This is a genomic window from Lysobacter humi (ex Lee et al. 2017) (assembly GCF_054781815.1).
The window spans coordinates 166,603-181,783 of the sequence record NZ_BAAGTR010000001.1 but is presented as its reverse complement, the minus strand read 5'-3'; the positions used below and the strand labels follow the sequence as shown (position 1 = coordinate 181,783).

Sequence of the window (15,181 nt, the reverse complement as noted above, 5' to 3'; positions counted from 1 at the left end):
CGACCGACACAGGAAACGAAATCCAATGTCCGTTCTGATCAACAAGGACACGAAGGTGCTGGTGCAGGGCTTCACCGGCTCGCAGGGCACCTTCCACGCGCAGCAGATGCTCGACTACGGCACCAAGGTCGTCGGCGGCGTCACCCCGGGCAAGGGCGGCACCGAGCACCTCGGCCTGCCGGTCTTCAACACGATGGAAGAAGCCGTCGCCGCCACCGGCGCCGATGCGTCCGTCATCTACGTGCCGCCGCCGTTCGCGGCCGACGCGATCATGGAAGCCGCGGCCGCGGGCATCCGCGTCATCGTCTGCATCACCGAGGGCATCCCGGTGCTGGACATGCTGCGCGCGAAGAACGTGCTCAACGGCTACCCGGAGACGGTGCTCGTCGGCCCGAACTGCCCGGGCGTGATCACGCCGGGCGAGTGCAAGATCGGCATCATGCCGGGCCACATCCACCAGCCGGGCAAGATCGGCATCGTGTCGCGCTCGGGCACGCTCACCTATGAAGCCGTGAAGCAGACGACCGACGTGGGCCTCGGCCAGTCGACCTGCATCGGCATCGGCGGCGACCCGATCAACGGCACCAACTTCATCGATGCCCTGCGCTGGTTCCAGGACGATCCGCAGACCGAGGGCATCATCATGGTCGGCGAGATCGGCGGCTCGGCAGAAGAGGAAGCCGCGGAGTTCATCAGCCAGTACGTGACCAAGCCGGTCGTGGGCTTCATCGCCGGTGCGTCGGCGCCGAAGGGCAAGCGCATGGGCCACGCGGGCGCGATCGCCTCGGGCGGCTCCGGCACGGCCGAGGGCAAGTTCGCGGCGCTGGAGAAGGCGGGCGTCACCACGGTGAAGTCGCCGGGCGATCTGGGGGCGGCGATCGCGAAGCGACTCGCGAGTTGATCGATTCGCCAGGATGTTCGTGGGAGGCCGCCTTCGGGCGGCCTTCTGCTTTTGGGGCGGTCGCGTCGTGCTGCCACTGCGCGGATAGGGCCTGGGTGCGCGGGTCGATGGCTGATTCCCTCGCTGGCCGCTGGCCGCTGGCCGCTGACGCCAGAGCGAGGGGCGTTTCGTGCGCTGGCGCGCGCGAGTTCCTTTTCTTTGCCGGCCCAAAGAAAAGGAACCAAAAGAAAGGGCCGTCCCCGACGGATCTACAGCTCGCAACGGGTGAGTGCGCCGCGATCCGCACACTCGCCATCCTGGCTCGAGTGCGGACGGCGGGCATCCATGCCCGCCGCCCTTCGGGTCCCCCGTGTGCCTCCGGCTATTGCCCTTCCGAAGACGAGAGGGAAGCGGCATCCCGGCCCGGTTGGCGGAGCGGCGCTACGTCAGATACGGGAATCCGAACCGGCAATGCTGCTTTCGAAGATGCAGGGCAACATCGCCCGCCCAGACTCAGACTTCACAAAATCTTGTGTTGACGGATCGGTCCGTGCCGCATATGTTGTGCCCGTCGAAGGTGCCGCGCCTGCCAGGGCCGGCTTAATAGGGAACCCGGTGGGAATCCGGGACTGCCCCGCAGCGGTAAGTGGAAACGACCCGCGTCATTGGCACTGGCCCGAGCGGCTGGGAAGCGACGCGCAGTAGGTGGCGACCCCGGTCGCCGTGGTCCACGAGTCCGAAGACCTGCCTCGATCGGTGGCCGCGTGCCGCCGTTGGCCAGGCGTCCTCGTGGGAGGGACGGGTCGGTCCGCGGACCCGTGTCCGCCGCCTTCCGTCTCCATCGCGTCGATGCCGGCTCGCCCGAGGGGGCGGGGGCCGGCGCAGGACGACGCGTGCGCCGCTTTCGCTTCCTCTCCATCGCCACCGGAGAGGAATCATGATGATCGAAACACTGACCCACGCCACGCCGCCTGAGGCGCTCGACGCCGACCCGTCGGGCTTCGCGCTGACCCCGCCGCATGCACCGGCGACCATGACCGTCACCAAGCGCGACGGCCGCCGCGAGCCGGTCGACGTCGCCAAGATCGTGCGCGCCGTGCAGCGCTGCGCAGGCGGGCTCGACGACATCGACCCCATGCGCGTCGCGCTCAAGACGATCGGCGGGATCTTCGATGGCGCCACGACCCGAGAGCTCGACGAGCTGTCGATCCACACCGCCGCCGCGTTCACCGCCGAGGAGCCGCAGTACTCACGCCTCGCCGCGCGGCTGCTGAGCGCCTACATCGACAAGGAGGTCGCCGGGCTCGGCGTGTACTCGTTCTCGCAGTCGATCGTGCTCGGCTACGACCTCGGCCTGATCAACGATCGCGTCCGCGACGTCGTCGAAGCCAATGCACGCAAGTTCAACGATGCGATCGACGCCTCGAACACCCAGCGATTCGAGTACTTCGGCCTGCGCACGCTCTACGACCGCTACCTGCTCAAGCACCCGCACTCGCGGCACGTCATCGAGACGCCGCAGCACTTCTTCATGCGCATCGCGGTCGCGCTGACCGACAGCCCGGCAGGTGCGCTGCAGCTCTACCGGCTGATGGCTTCGCTCGACTACCTTCCGAGCTCGCCGACGCTGTTCAATTCGGGCACGCGCCATGAGCAGCTCTCGTCCTGCTTCCTGCTCGATTCCCCGCAGGATTCGCTCACCGACATCTACGCCCGCTACGGTGACGTCGCGCAGCTGTCGAAATTCTCCGGCGGCATCGGGCAGGCCTACCACCGCATCCGCGCGCGCGGCTCGCTGATCCGCTCCACCAACGGGCGCAGCAACGGGATCGTGCCGTGGCTGAAGACGCTCGACGCCTCCGTGGCCGCCGTGAACCAGGGCGGCAAGCGCAAGGGCGCGGCCTGCATCTACCTCGAGTCGTGGCATGCGGACATCGAGGAATTCCTCGAGCTGCGCGACAACACCGGCGACGAGATGCGCCGCACGCACAACCTCAACCTCGCCAACTGGATCCCCGACCTCTTCATGCGGCGGGTCGAAGCCGACGGTGACTGGTCGCTGTTCGACCCGAAGGCCGTGCCCGAGTTGCCGGACCTGTGGGGTGAGGCCTTCGAGCGCGCCTACGAGCAGGCCGAGCGGCAGGGGCTCGCCACCCGCACGCTCAAGGCGCGCGAGCTCTACGCACGGATGATGAAGGTGCTCGGCGAGACCGGGAACGGCTGGATGACGTTCAAGGACGCGGCCAACCGCACCTGCAACCAGGTCGGCCCGGGCCGCACGGTGCACCTGTCGAACCTGTGCACCGAGATCCTCGAAGTAACCAGCGCCGAGGAGACCGCCGTCTGCAACCTCGGCTCGATCAACCTCGCGCAGCACGTCCTCGATGACGCCTTCGATTTCGACAAGCTCGCCGAGACCGTGCAGGTGGCCGTGCGCCAGCTCGACCGCGTGATCGACCTCAACTTCTATCCGATCGAGTCCGCGCGGCGCTCGAACCTGCGCTGGCGGCCGGTCGGGCTCGGCGTGATGGGCCTGCAGGACGTCTTCTTCAAGCTCCGGCTGCCGTTCGACTCGGCCGACGCACTCGCACTGTCGACGCGCATCGCCGAGGCGATCTACCTGCATGCGCTCGAGGCCTCCTGCGATCTTGCCGAGCGGCACGGCGCGCATCCGTCGTTCGCCGAGACCCGTGCGGCGCAGGGCGAGCTGCAGTTCGACCTCTGGGGCGTGACGCCGACGCAGACACCCGCTTGGGACGCGCTGAAGGCACGCATCGCGAAGCACGGCCTGCGCAACTCGCTGCTCGTCGCCATCGCGCCGACGGCCACGATCGCCTCGATCGCCGGCTGTTACGAATGCATCGAGCCGCAGGTGTCGAACCTGTTCAAGCGCGAGACGCTGTCGGGCGACTTCGTGCAGGTCAACCGCCATCTCGTCGACGAGCTGAAGAAGCTCGGCCTGTGGACGCAGACGATCCGCGACGCGATCAAGCTCGGCGAGGGCTCCATCCAGTCGATCGACGCGATCCCCGCGCCGCTGCGCGAGGTCTATCGCACCGCCTGGGAACTGCCGCAGAAGGCCTTGATCGACCTCGCCGCGGCGCGCGGCGCGTACATCGACCAGTCGCAGTCGCTCAACCTGTTCATGGAGAGCCCGGTGATCGGCCCGCTGTCGTCGATGTACATGTACGCCTGGAAGTCCGGCCTGAAGACGACCTACTACCTGCGCTCGCGCCCCGCGACCCGCATCGCGAAGGCGACGGTGAGCGCGGCGACGCCGCCGGCCGCGATCGCCTGCTCGCTCGAGAACCCCGAGGCCTGCGAGGCCTGTCAGTAACCGCCCAGTCCGTCACCTCGTGGTGGCACCGGTGCTTCGGCCGCCGGTGCCACCGCGGGGCTGACGTTTCCTCTGCGGCGGTGGCGGAGGCGGCAGGAGCCGCCGAGGACGTCCCGGACCCGGCGCGACGGAGCGCGCCCACGGATCGACCGAACGGATTCGACCGCCGCCCCCGCACCCTTTCCAGGCGACGCCGCCACGCGGCGATCGCCGCACGGACCCGCCATGACCGCCACCCGCCTGCTCGACCCCGGCTTCGCCCTGACCCTGCGCCCGATGCGCTATCCCGCGTTCTACGACATGTACCGCGATGCGGTGCGCAATACGTGGACGGTGGAGGAGATCGACTTCGGCATCGACGTCAACGACCTGCGCGACCGCCTCACGCCGGCCGACCGGCACCTGGTCGAGCGCCTCGTCGCCTTTTTCGCGACCGGCGATTCGATCGTGGCCAACAACCTCGTGCTGAACCTCTACCAGCACATCAATGCGCCCGAGGCGCGCATGTACCTGTCGCGGCAGCTGTACGAGGAAGCGCTGCACGTGCAGTTCTATCTCACGCTGCTCGATGCCTACGTGCCCGACGTCGAGCGACGCGCCGCCGCGTTCGCCGCGATCGAGAACATCGCCTCGATCCGCGCCAAAGCCGACTTCTGCTTCCGCTGGATCGACTCGATCCAGGGCCTGCAGCGGCTGGAGACCCGCGAGCACCGTCGAACGTTCCTGCTGAACCTGATCTGCTTCGCCTGCTGCATCGAGGGCCTGTTCTTCTTCGCGGCCTTCGCCTACGTCTGGTTCCTTCGCTCGCGCGGCCTGCTGCCGGGCCTCGCCGCGGGCACCAACTGGGTGTTCCGCGACGAGTCGGGCCACATGGCGTTCGCGCTCGAGGTCATCCGCACCGTGCGCGACGAGGAGCCCGACCTGCTCGACCTCGCGCTGGAGACCGACGTGCGCTCGATGCTGCGCGAGGCGGTGGGCGTCGAGGCCGCATTCGCCCATGACGTGCTCTCGGGTGGCGTGAACGGCCTCTCGCCGCGCGAGATGCGGCAGTACCTGGAATACGTCGCCGACCTGCGGCTCGCCGCGCTCGGCCTCGCGCCCGAGTTCGGCAGTCGCAATCCCTTCGCCTTCATGGACCTGCAGGACGTGCAGGAGCTGACGAACTTCTTCGAGCGCCGCGTGTCCGCCTACCAGGTGGGCGTGAGCGGACAGGTGGCCTTCGATGACGCCTTCTGACACCCCGCGCGAGGCGCGCCTCTGGGAGATCGTCTTCCCCGACCACGCCAACCACCTCGGCACGCTGTTCGGCGGGCAGGCGCTCGCCTGGATGGACAAGGCGGCCTTCGTCGCCGCCACGCGCTATGCGCGGCGCACCGTGGTGACGGCCCGCTCGGAGCAGGTCGACTTCCATGTGCCGGTGCGGCAGGGGCAGCTGGTCGAGCTGGTCGCCCGCGTCGTCGGCGTGGGGCGCAGCTCGATGCAGGTCGAGGTCGAGCTGCATACGGAGGACCCGCATGCCGGCACGCGCCACCTGTGCACGCGCGGCCGTTTCACGATGATCGCGCTCGATGCCGGCGGACGCCCCGCGCCCGTCGCGCCGCTCGACGGCAGCTCACCGGCGGACGGCTAGAATCGGCGGATCTCGAGGAGTGGCCATGGCCCTGCGGATCGCACTCGCCCAGTTCGATTTTCCCGTCGGCGACATCAACGGCAATGCCGACCGGATCGTCCGCCTCGTCGCCGAGGCGCGCGACGCCTACGGCGCGCAGCTCGCGGTGTTCCCGGAACTCACGATCAGCGGCTATCCGCCGGAGGACCTGCTGCTGCGGCCGAGCTTCCTCGTCGACTGCGCGGCGGCGCTGGAGCGCATCGCCGCGGAAGTGCGGGGCATCACCGCGATCGTCGGCTGGCCCGAGGCCGCCGGTCCGATCGTCTTCAATGCCGCGAGCGTGCTGCGCGATGGCCGCGTCGAGCGCACCTACCGCAAGCGCGAGCTGCCGAACTACGCCGTCTTCGACGAGCGCCGCTACTTCGCGGTCGATCCGGATGGCGAAGCCTGCGTGATCGATGTCGAGGGCGTGCGCGTCGGGCTGGTGATCTGCGAGGACGTCTGGTTCGCCGAGCCACTCGCCGCGACCGTCGCGGAAGGCGCGGAACTGGTCGTCGTGCCGAATGCCTCACCGTTCGAGCACGACAAGCATGCCCTGCGCGACGCGCTGCTCGAGCAACGCACGCGCGAGTCGGGGGTGGCGATCGCCTACGTGAACTGCGTGGGCGGGCAGGATGCGGTGGTGTTCGACGGTGCCTCGGTCGTCGCCGATGGCGACGGCGCCGTGCATCCGGCCGCCGCGGCCTTCAGCGACGAGATGCTCGTCGTCGACTTCGACCCGGCCACGCGCCGCTTCGACGCCCTGCAGTGGGCCGAGGACGGCGACGAGAGCCGCGAGGCGCTCGCCTGGCGCGCACTGGTGCGCGGCACGCGCGACTACTGCCGCAAGAACGGCTTCGAGACGGTCTGGCTCGGGCTGTCGGGCGGCATCGACTCGTCGCTCGTGCTCGCCATCGCCGTCGACGCGCTGGGCGCGGAGAACGTCACCGCGGTCCGGCTGCCGTCGCGCTTCACGGCGGACCTGTCCAACGACCTCGCGCAGGAGCAGTGCGACAAGCAGGGCGTGCGCCTGCTTACGCTGCCGATCGAGGCGCCGTTCGCGGCCTACCTCGAGACGCTCGCCGGCACGTTCGAAGGGCGCGCGCCGGACCTCGCCGAGGAGAACCTGCAGTCGCGCATCCGCGGCGCCATGCTGATGGCGCTGTCCAACAAGTTCGGCGGCCTGCTGCTCACCACCGGCAACAAGAGCGAGTACGCGGTCGGCTACGCCACGATCTACGGCGACATGGCCGGCGGCTACGCGCCCCTCAAGGACGTCTACAAGACCGACGTCTACCGCCTGGCGCGCTGGCGCAACACGGTGGGCGATCCGGCCATCCCCGTGGGCGTGATCGACCGCGCGCCATCGGCCGAGCTGCGCGAGAACCAGAAGGACCAGGACTCACTGCCGCCCTACGACGTGCTCGATGCGATCCTGCTGCGGCACGTCGACCAGGAGCAGTCGCGCGACGAGATCGTCGCCGCGGGCTTCGACGCGGCGACGGTCGACAAGGTGCTGCGGCTGGTGCGCATCAGCGAATGGAAGCGCCACCAGGCGGCGCCGGGGCCGAAGCTCACGCGCCGCGCGTTCGGGCGCGAACGGCGCTATCCGATCACGAACGGGTACCGCTGAAGGCCCGAGCGTCACGGTCCACGAGCGCCGGCGTTACCGGTGGCGCGGGCGGATCATTCGAATGTGTCCTCGTGCTGCGCCGTCGACGGCCGTGGGTCGCCGACGGGCACGTCGTGCTGCGCGTCGGCTCGCTGTCCCTTGGCGTCGCGGCGATCCGCAGCCGTCAAACGCACCGCGAGTGCTGCACAGCCGCCGATACGGTCGGAGCCGCCCTAGAGTGGCCCACCGCGACGCACGCTCGATTGCTTCGACCGACGCCGCCGACGCTCAGTCGCCCATGCGCACGGCATGGCCGCGCACGCGGATGCCCGGCGCGCTGCCGATGCTCACGTGGAGGCGGCTCGGCCGGCCCATGTCGTCGCCCTGGTGCAACTCGATCTCCGCGGGCGGATGGGCGAGGCCCCGCTCGCGCAGGTAGGCGCCGAACGCCGCCGCGGCAGCACCGGTCGCGGGATCCTCGACCACGCCGCCCACGGGGAATGGGTTGCGCACGTGGTAGCGCGTTGCGCTCTCGCGCTGCACGAGGGCGACGGTGGTCAGGTCGTGCGCGAGCATGAGCGCGCGCAGCGCGTCGAAGTCGTAGTCGAGTCGCGCGAGGCGATCGCGCGTGGCCGCGGCGAGCACGAGGTGCCGCGCGCCCGCGAAGGCGATGCGCGGGGGGAGCGCGGCATCGAGCTCCGCGCGCGACCAGCCCAGTGCGGCGAGCGCGCGGTCGACCAGCCCGTCGGGGGCCGGCTCGACGCGCGGCGCGACGCTCGTGAGCGTGGCATGCGCGCCCGCGGCGTTGCGGCCTGTCTCCACGTCGACGCGGCCGGCGCGCGTGTCGAATCGCAGCGCGCCCGGTCCATCGCGGTCGGCGATCGCCACGGCGCTCGCGATGGTGGCGTGGCCGCAGAACGGCACCTCGGCCTCGGGGCTGAAATAGCGCACGTCGAACCGGCCCTCGCCGTGTGGCACGAGGAAGGCCGTCTCGGAATGGCCGAGGCGGCGCGCGATGGCCTGCATGGCCGCCTCGTCGAGGCCGCGGGCATCGGGGACGACGCCCGCGGGATTGCCGCCGTCGGGGTCGGTGCTGAAGGCGGTGTACTGGAGGATCGGGGTGTCCATGGGCGTCGTCCCGGGGTGATGGCCGCAGTCTGGTGGCCCGGACCGCCGCTTCGAGGCCACTCGGCGGGCCACTGCATTCCGCGCATCGCATGGCCGGAAACGAAGACGCCGCCCGGAGGCGGCGTCTTCATCGCGGCGGTGCGTCGGTCAGTCCCGCGCGAGCGGCGACTTGTCGCCCGCGAACGGATTCAGGCGGCGCAGGTGGCCCGGGTAGTCCGGCCAGTCGCCGCGCAGGTAGGGGTGGTTCGGGTCCTGCTGCTGCAGCGTGGTGCGGGCGTCGTTCGCGAGTGCCGTGTTGCCGAGGCCGGTGTAGGCGGCAGCGAGCGCGGCGATCGCATCGTTCTGGTAGGCCGACTGCGGATACGTGTCCAGCACGTAGCGCGCGCGCGACGCGGCCGAGACGTAGGCTTCGCGACGCAGGTAGTAGAGCGCGGTATCCATCTCGTGGCGCGCGAAGATGTTGCGCAGGTCGGTCATCCGCTTGCGCGCATCCTCGGCGTAGCGGCTGTTGCCGTAGCGCTCGGCGACGATCGAGAAGTCGTTGTAGGCCTGCATCGGCGTGGCGAGGTCGCGGCGGGCCGGGTCCAGGCGCCAGACCCGCTGCAGGAAGACCGTGTCGCGGCTCGAGTTGACCAGCCCGCGCAGGTAGTAGAGGTACGCGATGTTGCGGTGGGTCGGGTACGTGCGGATGAAGCGGTCGATCGAGCTGACCGCGTCCTCGTGCTTGCCGGCCTTGTACTGCGCGTAGGCGGTCTCGATCAGCGCCTGCTCGGTGTATGCGCCGTACGGGTACTGGGCGACGAGGCGCTTGTACGTCTCCTCGGCGTTCGACCAGTTGCCGTTGACCATCGAACGGTGGCCTTCGGCATAGAGCTGCTCGACGGGCACGCCCTCGGTCTTGGCATCGTCGCGGAACAGGCCCTTGACGCGGGCGCAGCCGGTACCGGCGAGCAGCGAGACCGCGAGCACGGCGGCCATCGCCGGACGGACGAAGGCGGACGGACGGAGCATGGAGCGAAGGCTCATGAGGGCGATGGGCCGGCAGGAAGGCGGGAAGGCCCGATAATAGCAGGCCCGTCTTAACCGGCCCGCGCTGGCGGCCCGCACCACCGAGACCCGCCGATGCCCGATCCGATCACCTTCGATGCGCGCGTGCCCGACGAATTCGCCGGGCGCCGCTTCGACGCCGTCCTCGCCGAGATGTTCCCCGAGCATTCGCGCTCGCGACTGGCCGGCTGGATCAAGGGCGGACAGGCGCTGCTCGACGGCCGCGAGGCCCGCCCGCGCGATGCCGTCCGCGGCGGCGAGCGGATCACGGTGCAGGCCGAGATCGGCGTGCAGACCGACGCACCCGCCGAGGACATCGCGCTCGACGTCCTGTACGAGGACACCCACGTCATCGTGCTCGACAAGCCGGCGGGGCTCGTCGTCCATCCGGGTGCGGGCAATCCGGCCGGCACGCTGGTGAACGCGCTTCTGCATCGCGACCCGGGGCTTTCGGCCCTGCCGCGCGCCGGCATCGTGCATCGCCTCGACAAGGACACCTCGGGCGTGATGGTCGTCGCGCGCACGCTCGAGGCCCATACCTCGCTCGTCGCGCAGCTCTCGGCGCGGCAGGTGCATCGCCAGTACCTCGCGGTGGTGGTCGGTGCGCTGGTCTCGGGCGGCACCGCGAACGCGCCGATCGACCGCCATCCGCGCGACCGCCTGCGCATGGCGGTGCGCGAGGACGGCAAGGAGGCGGTGACGCATTTCCGCCTGCGCGAGCGCTTCCGCGCGCACACGCTGCTCGAGTGCCGGCTCGAGACCGGCCGCACGCACCAGATCCGCGTGCACATGGCGCACCTCAAGCATCCCATCGTGGGCGATCCGCTCTACGGCGGGCCGCTCAAGCTGCCGCGCGGCGCGTCCACCGAGACCATCGACGCCCTGCGCGGCTTCAAGCGCCAGGCCCTGCATGCCGAGACGCTCGAATTCGCGCATCCGGTGAGCGGCGAGGCGATCCGTGCGACCGCGCCGGTGCCGGCCGACCTGCAGGCGCTGATCAGCGCACTGCGCATCGATGCGCACGAGGCGGAGGCGCGCGGCCGGTGAGCGCCCGCCTGCACGCCGATGCGCCCCTGCCGCCCGGCGTGCGGGCCTTTACCACGCTGCGTTACGGCGCGGGCGCCTCGCAGGCCCCCTTCGATACGTTCAACCTTGGCAACCGCCATGCCGCCGACGGCGACGACCCGGCTGTCGTCGAGGCCAACCGCCGCGAGCTCGTCGACCGCTTCGCGCTGCCGTCGGCACCGGTCTGGATGCGGCAGGTGCACGGCATCGACGTGATGCGGCTGGACGAGGCCGTGGTCGACGCCTACGAGTCCGAGGCGGACGCCGCGGTGACGACCACGCCGGGTCGCGTCGTCGCGATCCTCACCGCCGACTGCCTGCCGGTGCTCTTCTTCGCCGACGACGGCCGCGAGGTGGGCGGCGCGCATGCGGGCTGGCGGGGGCTCGCCGCGGGCGTGCTCGAGGCGACGGTCGACGCGATGCGCACGCCGGCCGCGGACCTGCATGCCTGGCTCGGCCCCGCGGCGGGCCCGCAGAACTACGAGGTCGGCGTCGAGGTCTTCGATGCCTTCGTCGCGCCCGACTGGACCTGCGGCAGCGCATTCGCCTGCACGCGGCCCGATCACTGGCGCGTCGATCTCTATGCACTCGCGCGCCGGCGCCTCGAACGGGCCGGGCTGCGCGCCGACCGCATCCACGGCGGCGGCCTGTGCACGATCGGCGAGCCGGACCGCTTCTACTCGCATCGCCGCGACCGGCGCACGGGGCGCATGGCCTCCGTCATCTGGTTCGAATGACGACGATCTTCGCGCGGCTGCTCGGCGGCGAATTCCGGACGCTGCCGCCGACCGTGCAGCGCCTGCATCTGCGCGAAGGGCGAGCGCGCTATCACGGCGAGGTCGTCGTCGAGCGGGGCGCGGGGCTGCTGTCGCGCCTGTGCGCCGCGGCGACGCGGCTGCCGCCGCCGGGTTCCGGACCGATCGTGGTGGATCTGGACATCACCCCCGGACGCGAGATGTGGACGCGACGCGTGGCAGGCCGTGCGATGCCCTCGCGCCTGGTCGCGCACGGCGGGCGCCTGCGCGAGCGGCTGGGGCTCGTCACGTTCGACTTCGACCTCGCCGTGCGTGACGGCTGCATCGAATGGCGCGTCGCGCGCGCCGCGGCGCTGGGGCTTGCGCTGCCACTGCGCTGGTTCGACGGCGTGCGCGCGACGGAATCGGAGGCCGACGGGCGCTACCGCTTTGATGTCCGCGCCCGCCTGCCCGTCGTCGGGCGGCTGGTGCACTACCGGGGCTGGCTCGATGTCGACTGACGCCGAGTACGCCGCGGCGAATGTCTCGCGGGCGGGCCCGGTCATCGTCTTCGACGGCATATGCCTGCTCTGCAATGCCTGGGTGCGCTTCCTGCTGCGCCACGACCGCCGGGCGCACTACCGTTTCGCGGCAATGCAGTCGCCGGCGGGCGCGGCGCTGCTCGCGGCGTACGGGCTCGATCCCACGGACCCCGCGTCGTTCCTGCTGGTCGATGCGGATGGTGCATGGACCGACAGCACGGCGATCGCGCGCCTGCTGCGAGGCCTCGGCCTGCCGTGGTCGATCGCCGGCGTCGCGCTGCTTCTGTTGCCCCGCGCGCTTCGGGATCCGGCCTACCGGCTGGTGGCGCGCAATCGCTACCGCTGGTTCGGGCGGCGCGAAGCCTGCCTGCTGCCGGGGCCCGCCGTCGCCGCACGGTTCATCGACGCGCTTCCCGCAGCGTCGTCCGGATCGGAAACGCCGCCAGCGCCGCCATGAACTCGTCGAGGTCGAAGAGATCGAGGCAGGCCCGGGCCCCTGCGCCGGGCAGCGTGCCACGGGCGAGCTTGCGCGCGAGCACGACGGCGGCGGTCGCGGGGATCTGGGGCCCGCTGCCCTCGGCCGCCACGATGCGCCAGTCGAGCGAGAGTGCTCGGCCCGCGGGGTCGCTACCGTCGAGGCGCACCTGCATCAGGCCCACGTCGCTGCCGGCATCGAGCCAGCGCTCGCTCAGGCGCAGCAGCGCCGGCGCCCACCGCGGCAGCGCGCGCATTCGTCCCACGCGCACGGCCCAGCTCGCGAGCCATAGTCCGAGGTGCATGCGCCGCAGCTCGAGGCCCGCGCGGAAGTCGCAATGCTGCAATCCGGGCACGTGTTCGGGGAGCAGCGCGAGGTCGGGCACGTCGCAGCGCGCGAGCCAGCGCGTGCCGGTGGCCGAATCGTGCAGGCAGCGCAACGACTGCCAGCCGTGCACGTCGCGCCAGCGGCCGTCGATCAGTGCAGGAAACGGGCGGCCGACATAGCCGAGGATCGCGCGTGTCGTGGCGAGGCCGCGTTCGGTGCGGTTGCCGGGGCTGATCGCCGACTCGATGCGTTCGAGCCGTGCGAAGCGGGGCCGCAGCGCGGCCACCACCGCGGCCGACAGGCCCGGCACGCTGCTCGCGCCGCTCACCACCCAGCGGCGCGCGGCGCGCGCGCGTGCATCGAGCGCGGTGATGCCGTGTACGAACGCGCGACCGTCGGCGAGGTCGACATAGTGCGCGCCGCAGGCGAGCGCGGCTTCGGCGACGCGGTAATCGCGCTGCTGGAACGGGCCGGCCGCGTGGATGACGAGCTCGGGCGACTGCGCGGCGATCGCGGTGTCGAGAGCTGCCGCCTCGACGTCGATCGCGGTGGCGAGCACGTCGCCACCGAGCGTCGCGGCAAGTGCCCGTGCCTTGGCGACATCGCGCCCGGCGAGCACCAGCTGCAGGTCCGGATCGCGCGCGAGCTCGCCCGCGATGCGTCGACCGAACTGCCCGTAGGCACCGATCAGGAGGACACGGAATCGCGGCATGCCGCCATGCTAGCGGCGGGGACGGCTCAGTGTGCGAGGTGCGGGCCGGGCCCGGTATGGGGATCGATCGTAGGCCGCCGATCCGGAATCGCGCCGGCGGCGCCGCGACGCTGGCGCGATGCGCTTCCCGGCCGATCCGCGCGGGTGCCGCTGTCGAACGTCGTGTCGATGGCCGGCTGCTCGGGCAGCGGCGCGCGCAGGGCCTGCAGGTAACTGCGCCGCCAGTGGGTGACGTCGTGCTCGCGCAGGTGCTCGAACATGCCCTGCCAGCGTTCGCGCCGCTCGGCCAGCGACATCGTCATCGCCTGCGCGATCGCGTCGCCGACGCCGTCGAGGTCGTAGGGGTTCACCATCAGCGCGCCATCAAGCTCGCGTGCCGCACCGGCGAACGGCGAGAGCAGCAGCACGCCGGGATTCTCCGGATCCTGCGCGGCGACGAACTCCTTCGCCACCAGGTTCATGCCGTCGCGCAGGGGCGTGACCAGCCCCACGCGCGCCATGCGGTAGAAGCCGGTCAGCGTGGAATGCGGGAAATTGCGATTGACGTAGCGCACGGGGGTCCAGTCGGGCTCGGCGAAGCGCCCGTTGATGTGACCCGACAGCTGCTCGAGCTCGTGGCGCAGGTCCTTGTACTCGGCGACGTCGCCGCGCGAGACCGGCGCGATCTGCAGGAACGTGAGCTGCCCGCGCTGGTCCGGGTAGCGCTCCAGGTAGTTCGCGAAGCCGCGGAAGCGCTCGGGCAGGCCCTTGGAATAGTCGAGGCGGTCGACGCCGATCGCGAGCGCCCGGCCCGACATGCTCGCCATCAGGCGGTTCACGCCGGGCTTGCCGGCGGCCTCGACCGCCTGCTCGGCGATGCGCTGGGTGTCGATCGAGATGGGGAACGCGTCGGCGCGGAACCGCCGCCCGTTCGGGGCCTCGAGGAGCCCGCGCTCGATCACGCGGCCGCGGCCGAACAGGCGCACGTAGTCCTGGAAGCGTTCGAGGTCGCGCCCGGTCTGGAAGCCGACGAGGTCGCAGGAGGACAGCCCCTCGAACAGCCGCTGGTGGCTCGGCAGCGCGGCGAGCAGGTCCGAGGAGGGCATCGGCACGTGCAGGAAGAAGCCGATGCGGCAGCGCACGCCCCGCTCGCGCAGCAGCTTCGCGAGCGGGATCAGGTGGTAGTCGTGGATCCAGACGAGGTCGTCCTCGCGCAGCAGCGGCGCGAGCTTGCCGGCGAACAACGCATTGACGCACTGGTAGCCCGCATAGGTGTCCCGGTCGTAGTCGACCAGGTCCATGCGGAAGTGCAGCAGCGGCCACAGGGTGCGGTTCGCGAAGCCGTTGTAGTAGTCCTCGTGGTCCTGCTCGGACAGGTCCATCGTGGTGAAACAGATGTTGCCTTCCTGCTGCTCGCGCATGCGTCCCGATGCATGCGGATCGATCCTGCCGCTCCAGCCGAACCACAGGCCGCCTTCCTCGCGGAGCGCATCGAGGAGCGCGATCGCGAGCCCGCCGGCGCGCGATTCCTCCGGCAGTGCGACGCGATTGGAGACGACGACGAGGCGACCCATGCGGACCCGTTGGCTATGGACGACGGCCGACCGTCGCCGGCGAATCGAGGTTGCGCGAACGTGGCTCTGAGGCGCGTGACGGGGCCCCGTTTACCGCCGCGCGCGTCGTGCGGCGCGCAGA

At 70.8% G+C, this 15,181-nt stretch carries 12 protein-coding genes, 1 pseudogene and 1 riboswitch; of the genes and pseudogenes, 9 read left to right on the top strand and 4 right to left on the bottom strand.

From position 1 onward, the window contains the following. Positions 1–25: 25 nt before the first annotated feature. The 5 genes from sucD to ACYVJJ_RS00750 all read left to right on the top strand — a co-directional run bounded on the left by sucD (position 26) and on the right by ACYVJJ_RS00750 (position 7,498). Complete coding sequence (gene sucD / locus ACYVJJ_RS00770) at positions 26–901, top strand: succinate--CoA ligase subunit alpha (protein ID WP_460830311.1); 876 nt, start codon at positions 26–28, stop codon at positions 899–901. Between the two features lie 536 nt (positions 902–1,437). Then, a riboswitch (cobalamin riboswitch) is annotated at positions 1,438–1,646 on the top strand. Between the two features lie 174 nt (positions 1,647–1,820). Further along, positions 1,821–4,217, top strand: a complete 2,397-nt coding sequence (locus ACYVJJ_RS00765; protein ID WP_460830310.1) for a ribonucleoside-diphosphate reductase subunit alpha — start codon at positions 1,821–1,823, stop codon at positions 4,215–4,217. 225 nt (positions 4,218–4,442) lie between these two features. After that, positions 4,443–5,453, top strand: a complete 1,011-nt coding sequence (locus tag ACYVJJ_RS00760) for a ribonucleotide-diphosphate reductase subunit beta (RefSeq protein ID WP_460830308.1) — start codon at positions 4,443–4,445, stop codon at positions 5,451–5,453. After that, complete coding sequence (locus tag ACYVJJ_RS00755; RefSeq protein ID WP_460830307.1) at positions 5,440–5,847, top strand: acyl-CoA thioesterase; 408 nt, start codon at positions 5,440–5,442, stop codon at positions 5,845–5,847. Before ACYVJJ_RS00760 ends, ACYVJJ_RS00755 begins: the two co-directional genes overlap by 14 nt. A gap of 19 nt (positions 5,848–5,866) precedes the next feature. Further along, a complete protein-coding gene (locus ACYVJJ_RS00750) occupies positions 5,867–7,498 on the top strand; it encodes an NAD+ synthase (protein WP_460830305.1) in 1,632 nt (543 codons plus the stop codon). A 267-nt stretch (positions 7,499–7,765) separates the two neighbouring features. Here the strand turns inward: ACYVJJ_RS00750 and ACYVJJ_RS00745 are convergent, their stop codons facing one another. Next, positions 7,766–8,605: a PhzF family phenazine biosynthesis protein gene (locus tag ACYVJJ_RS00745; RefSeq protein WP_460830303.1), complete on the bottom strand. Its 840-nt coding sequence runs from the start codon at positions 8,603–8,605 to the stop codon at positions 7,766–7,768. Positions 8,606–8,752: 147 nt separating this feature from the next. Continuing rightward, complete coding sequence (locus ACYVJJ_RS00740) at positions 8,753–9,616, bottom strand: outer membrane protein assembly factor BamD (protein WP_460830302.1); 864 nt, start codon at positions 9,614–9,616, stop codon at positions 8,753–8,755. 111 nt (positions 9,617–9,727) lie between these two features. Between ACYVJJ_RS00740 and rluD the strand changes: the two genes are divergently transcribed. The 4 genes from rluD to ACYVJJ_RS00720 are packed head-to-tail and all read left to right on the top strand — an operon-like array spanning position 9,728 to position 12,450. Next, positions 9,728–10,699: a 23S rRNA pseudouridine(1911/1915/1917) synthase RluD gene (rluD, locus tag ACYVJJ_RS00735; RefSeq protein ID WP_460830300.1), complete on the top strand. Its 972-nt coding sequence runs from the start codon at positions 9,728–9,730 to the stop codon at positions 10,697–10,699. Beyond that, a complete protein-coding gene (pgeF, locus tag ACYVJJ_RS00730; protein WP_460830299.1) occupies positions 10,696–11,454 on the top strand; it encodes a peptidoglycan editing factor PgeF in 759 nt (252 codons plus the stop codon). Before rluD ends, pgeF begins: the two co-directional genes overlap by 4 nt. Beyond that, positions 11,451–11,972 carry a DUF4166 domain-containing protein gene (locus ACYVJJ_RS00725; protein WP_460830297.1) on the top strand — a complete coding sequence of 174 codons (522 nt, stop codon included), beginning with the start codon at positions 11,451–11,453 and terminating at the stop codon, positions 11,970–11,972. Before pgeF ends, ACYVJJ_RS00725 begins: the two co-directional genes overlap by 4 nt. After that, positions 11,962–12,450: a thiol-disulfide oxidoreductase DCC family protein gene (locus tag ACYVJJ_RS00720; RefSeq protein ID WP_460830296.1), complete on the top strand. Its 489-nt coding sequence runs from the start codon at positions 11,962–11,964 to the stop codon at positions 12,448–12,450. The genes ACYVJJ_RS00725 and ACYVJJ_RS00720 overlap by 11 nt, the downstream gene beginning before the upstream one ends. Here the strand turns inward: ACYVJJ_RS00720 and ACYVJJ_RS00715 are convergent. Further along, positions 12,392–13,507 carry a saccharopine dehydrogenase family protein gene (locus tag ACYVJJ_RS00715; protein WP_460830294.1) on the bottom strand — a complete coding sequence of 372 codons (1,116 nt, stop codon included), beginning with the start codon at positions 13,505–13,507 and terminating at the stop codon, positions 12,392–12,394. The genes ACYVJJ_RS00720 and ACYVJJ_RS00715 overlap by 59 nt on opposite strands. 197 nt (positions 13,508–13,704) lie before the next feature. Further along, positions 13,705–15,060: pseudogene (otsA, locus tag ACYVJJ_RS00710) on the bottom strand (alpha,alpha-trehalose-phosphate synthase (UDP-forming)); the annotation flags it as partial. Positions 15,061–15,181: the final 121 nt, after the last annotated feature.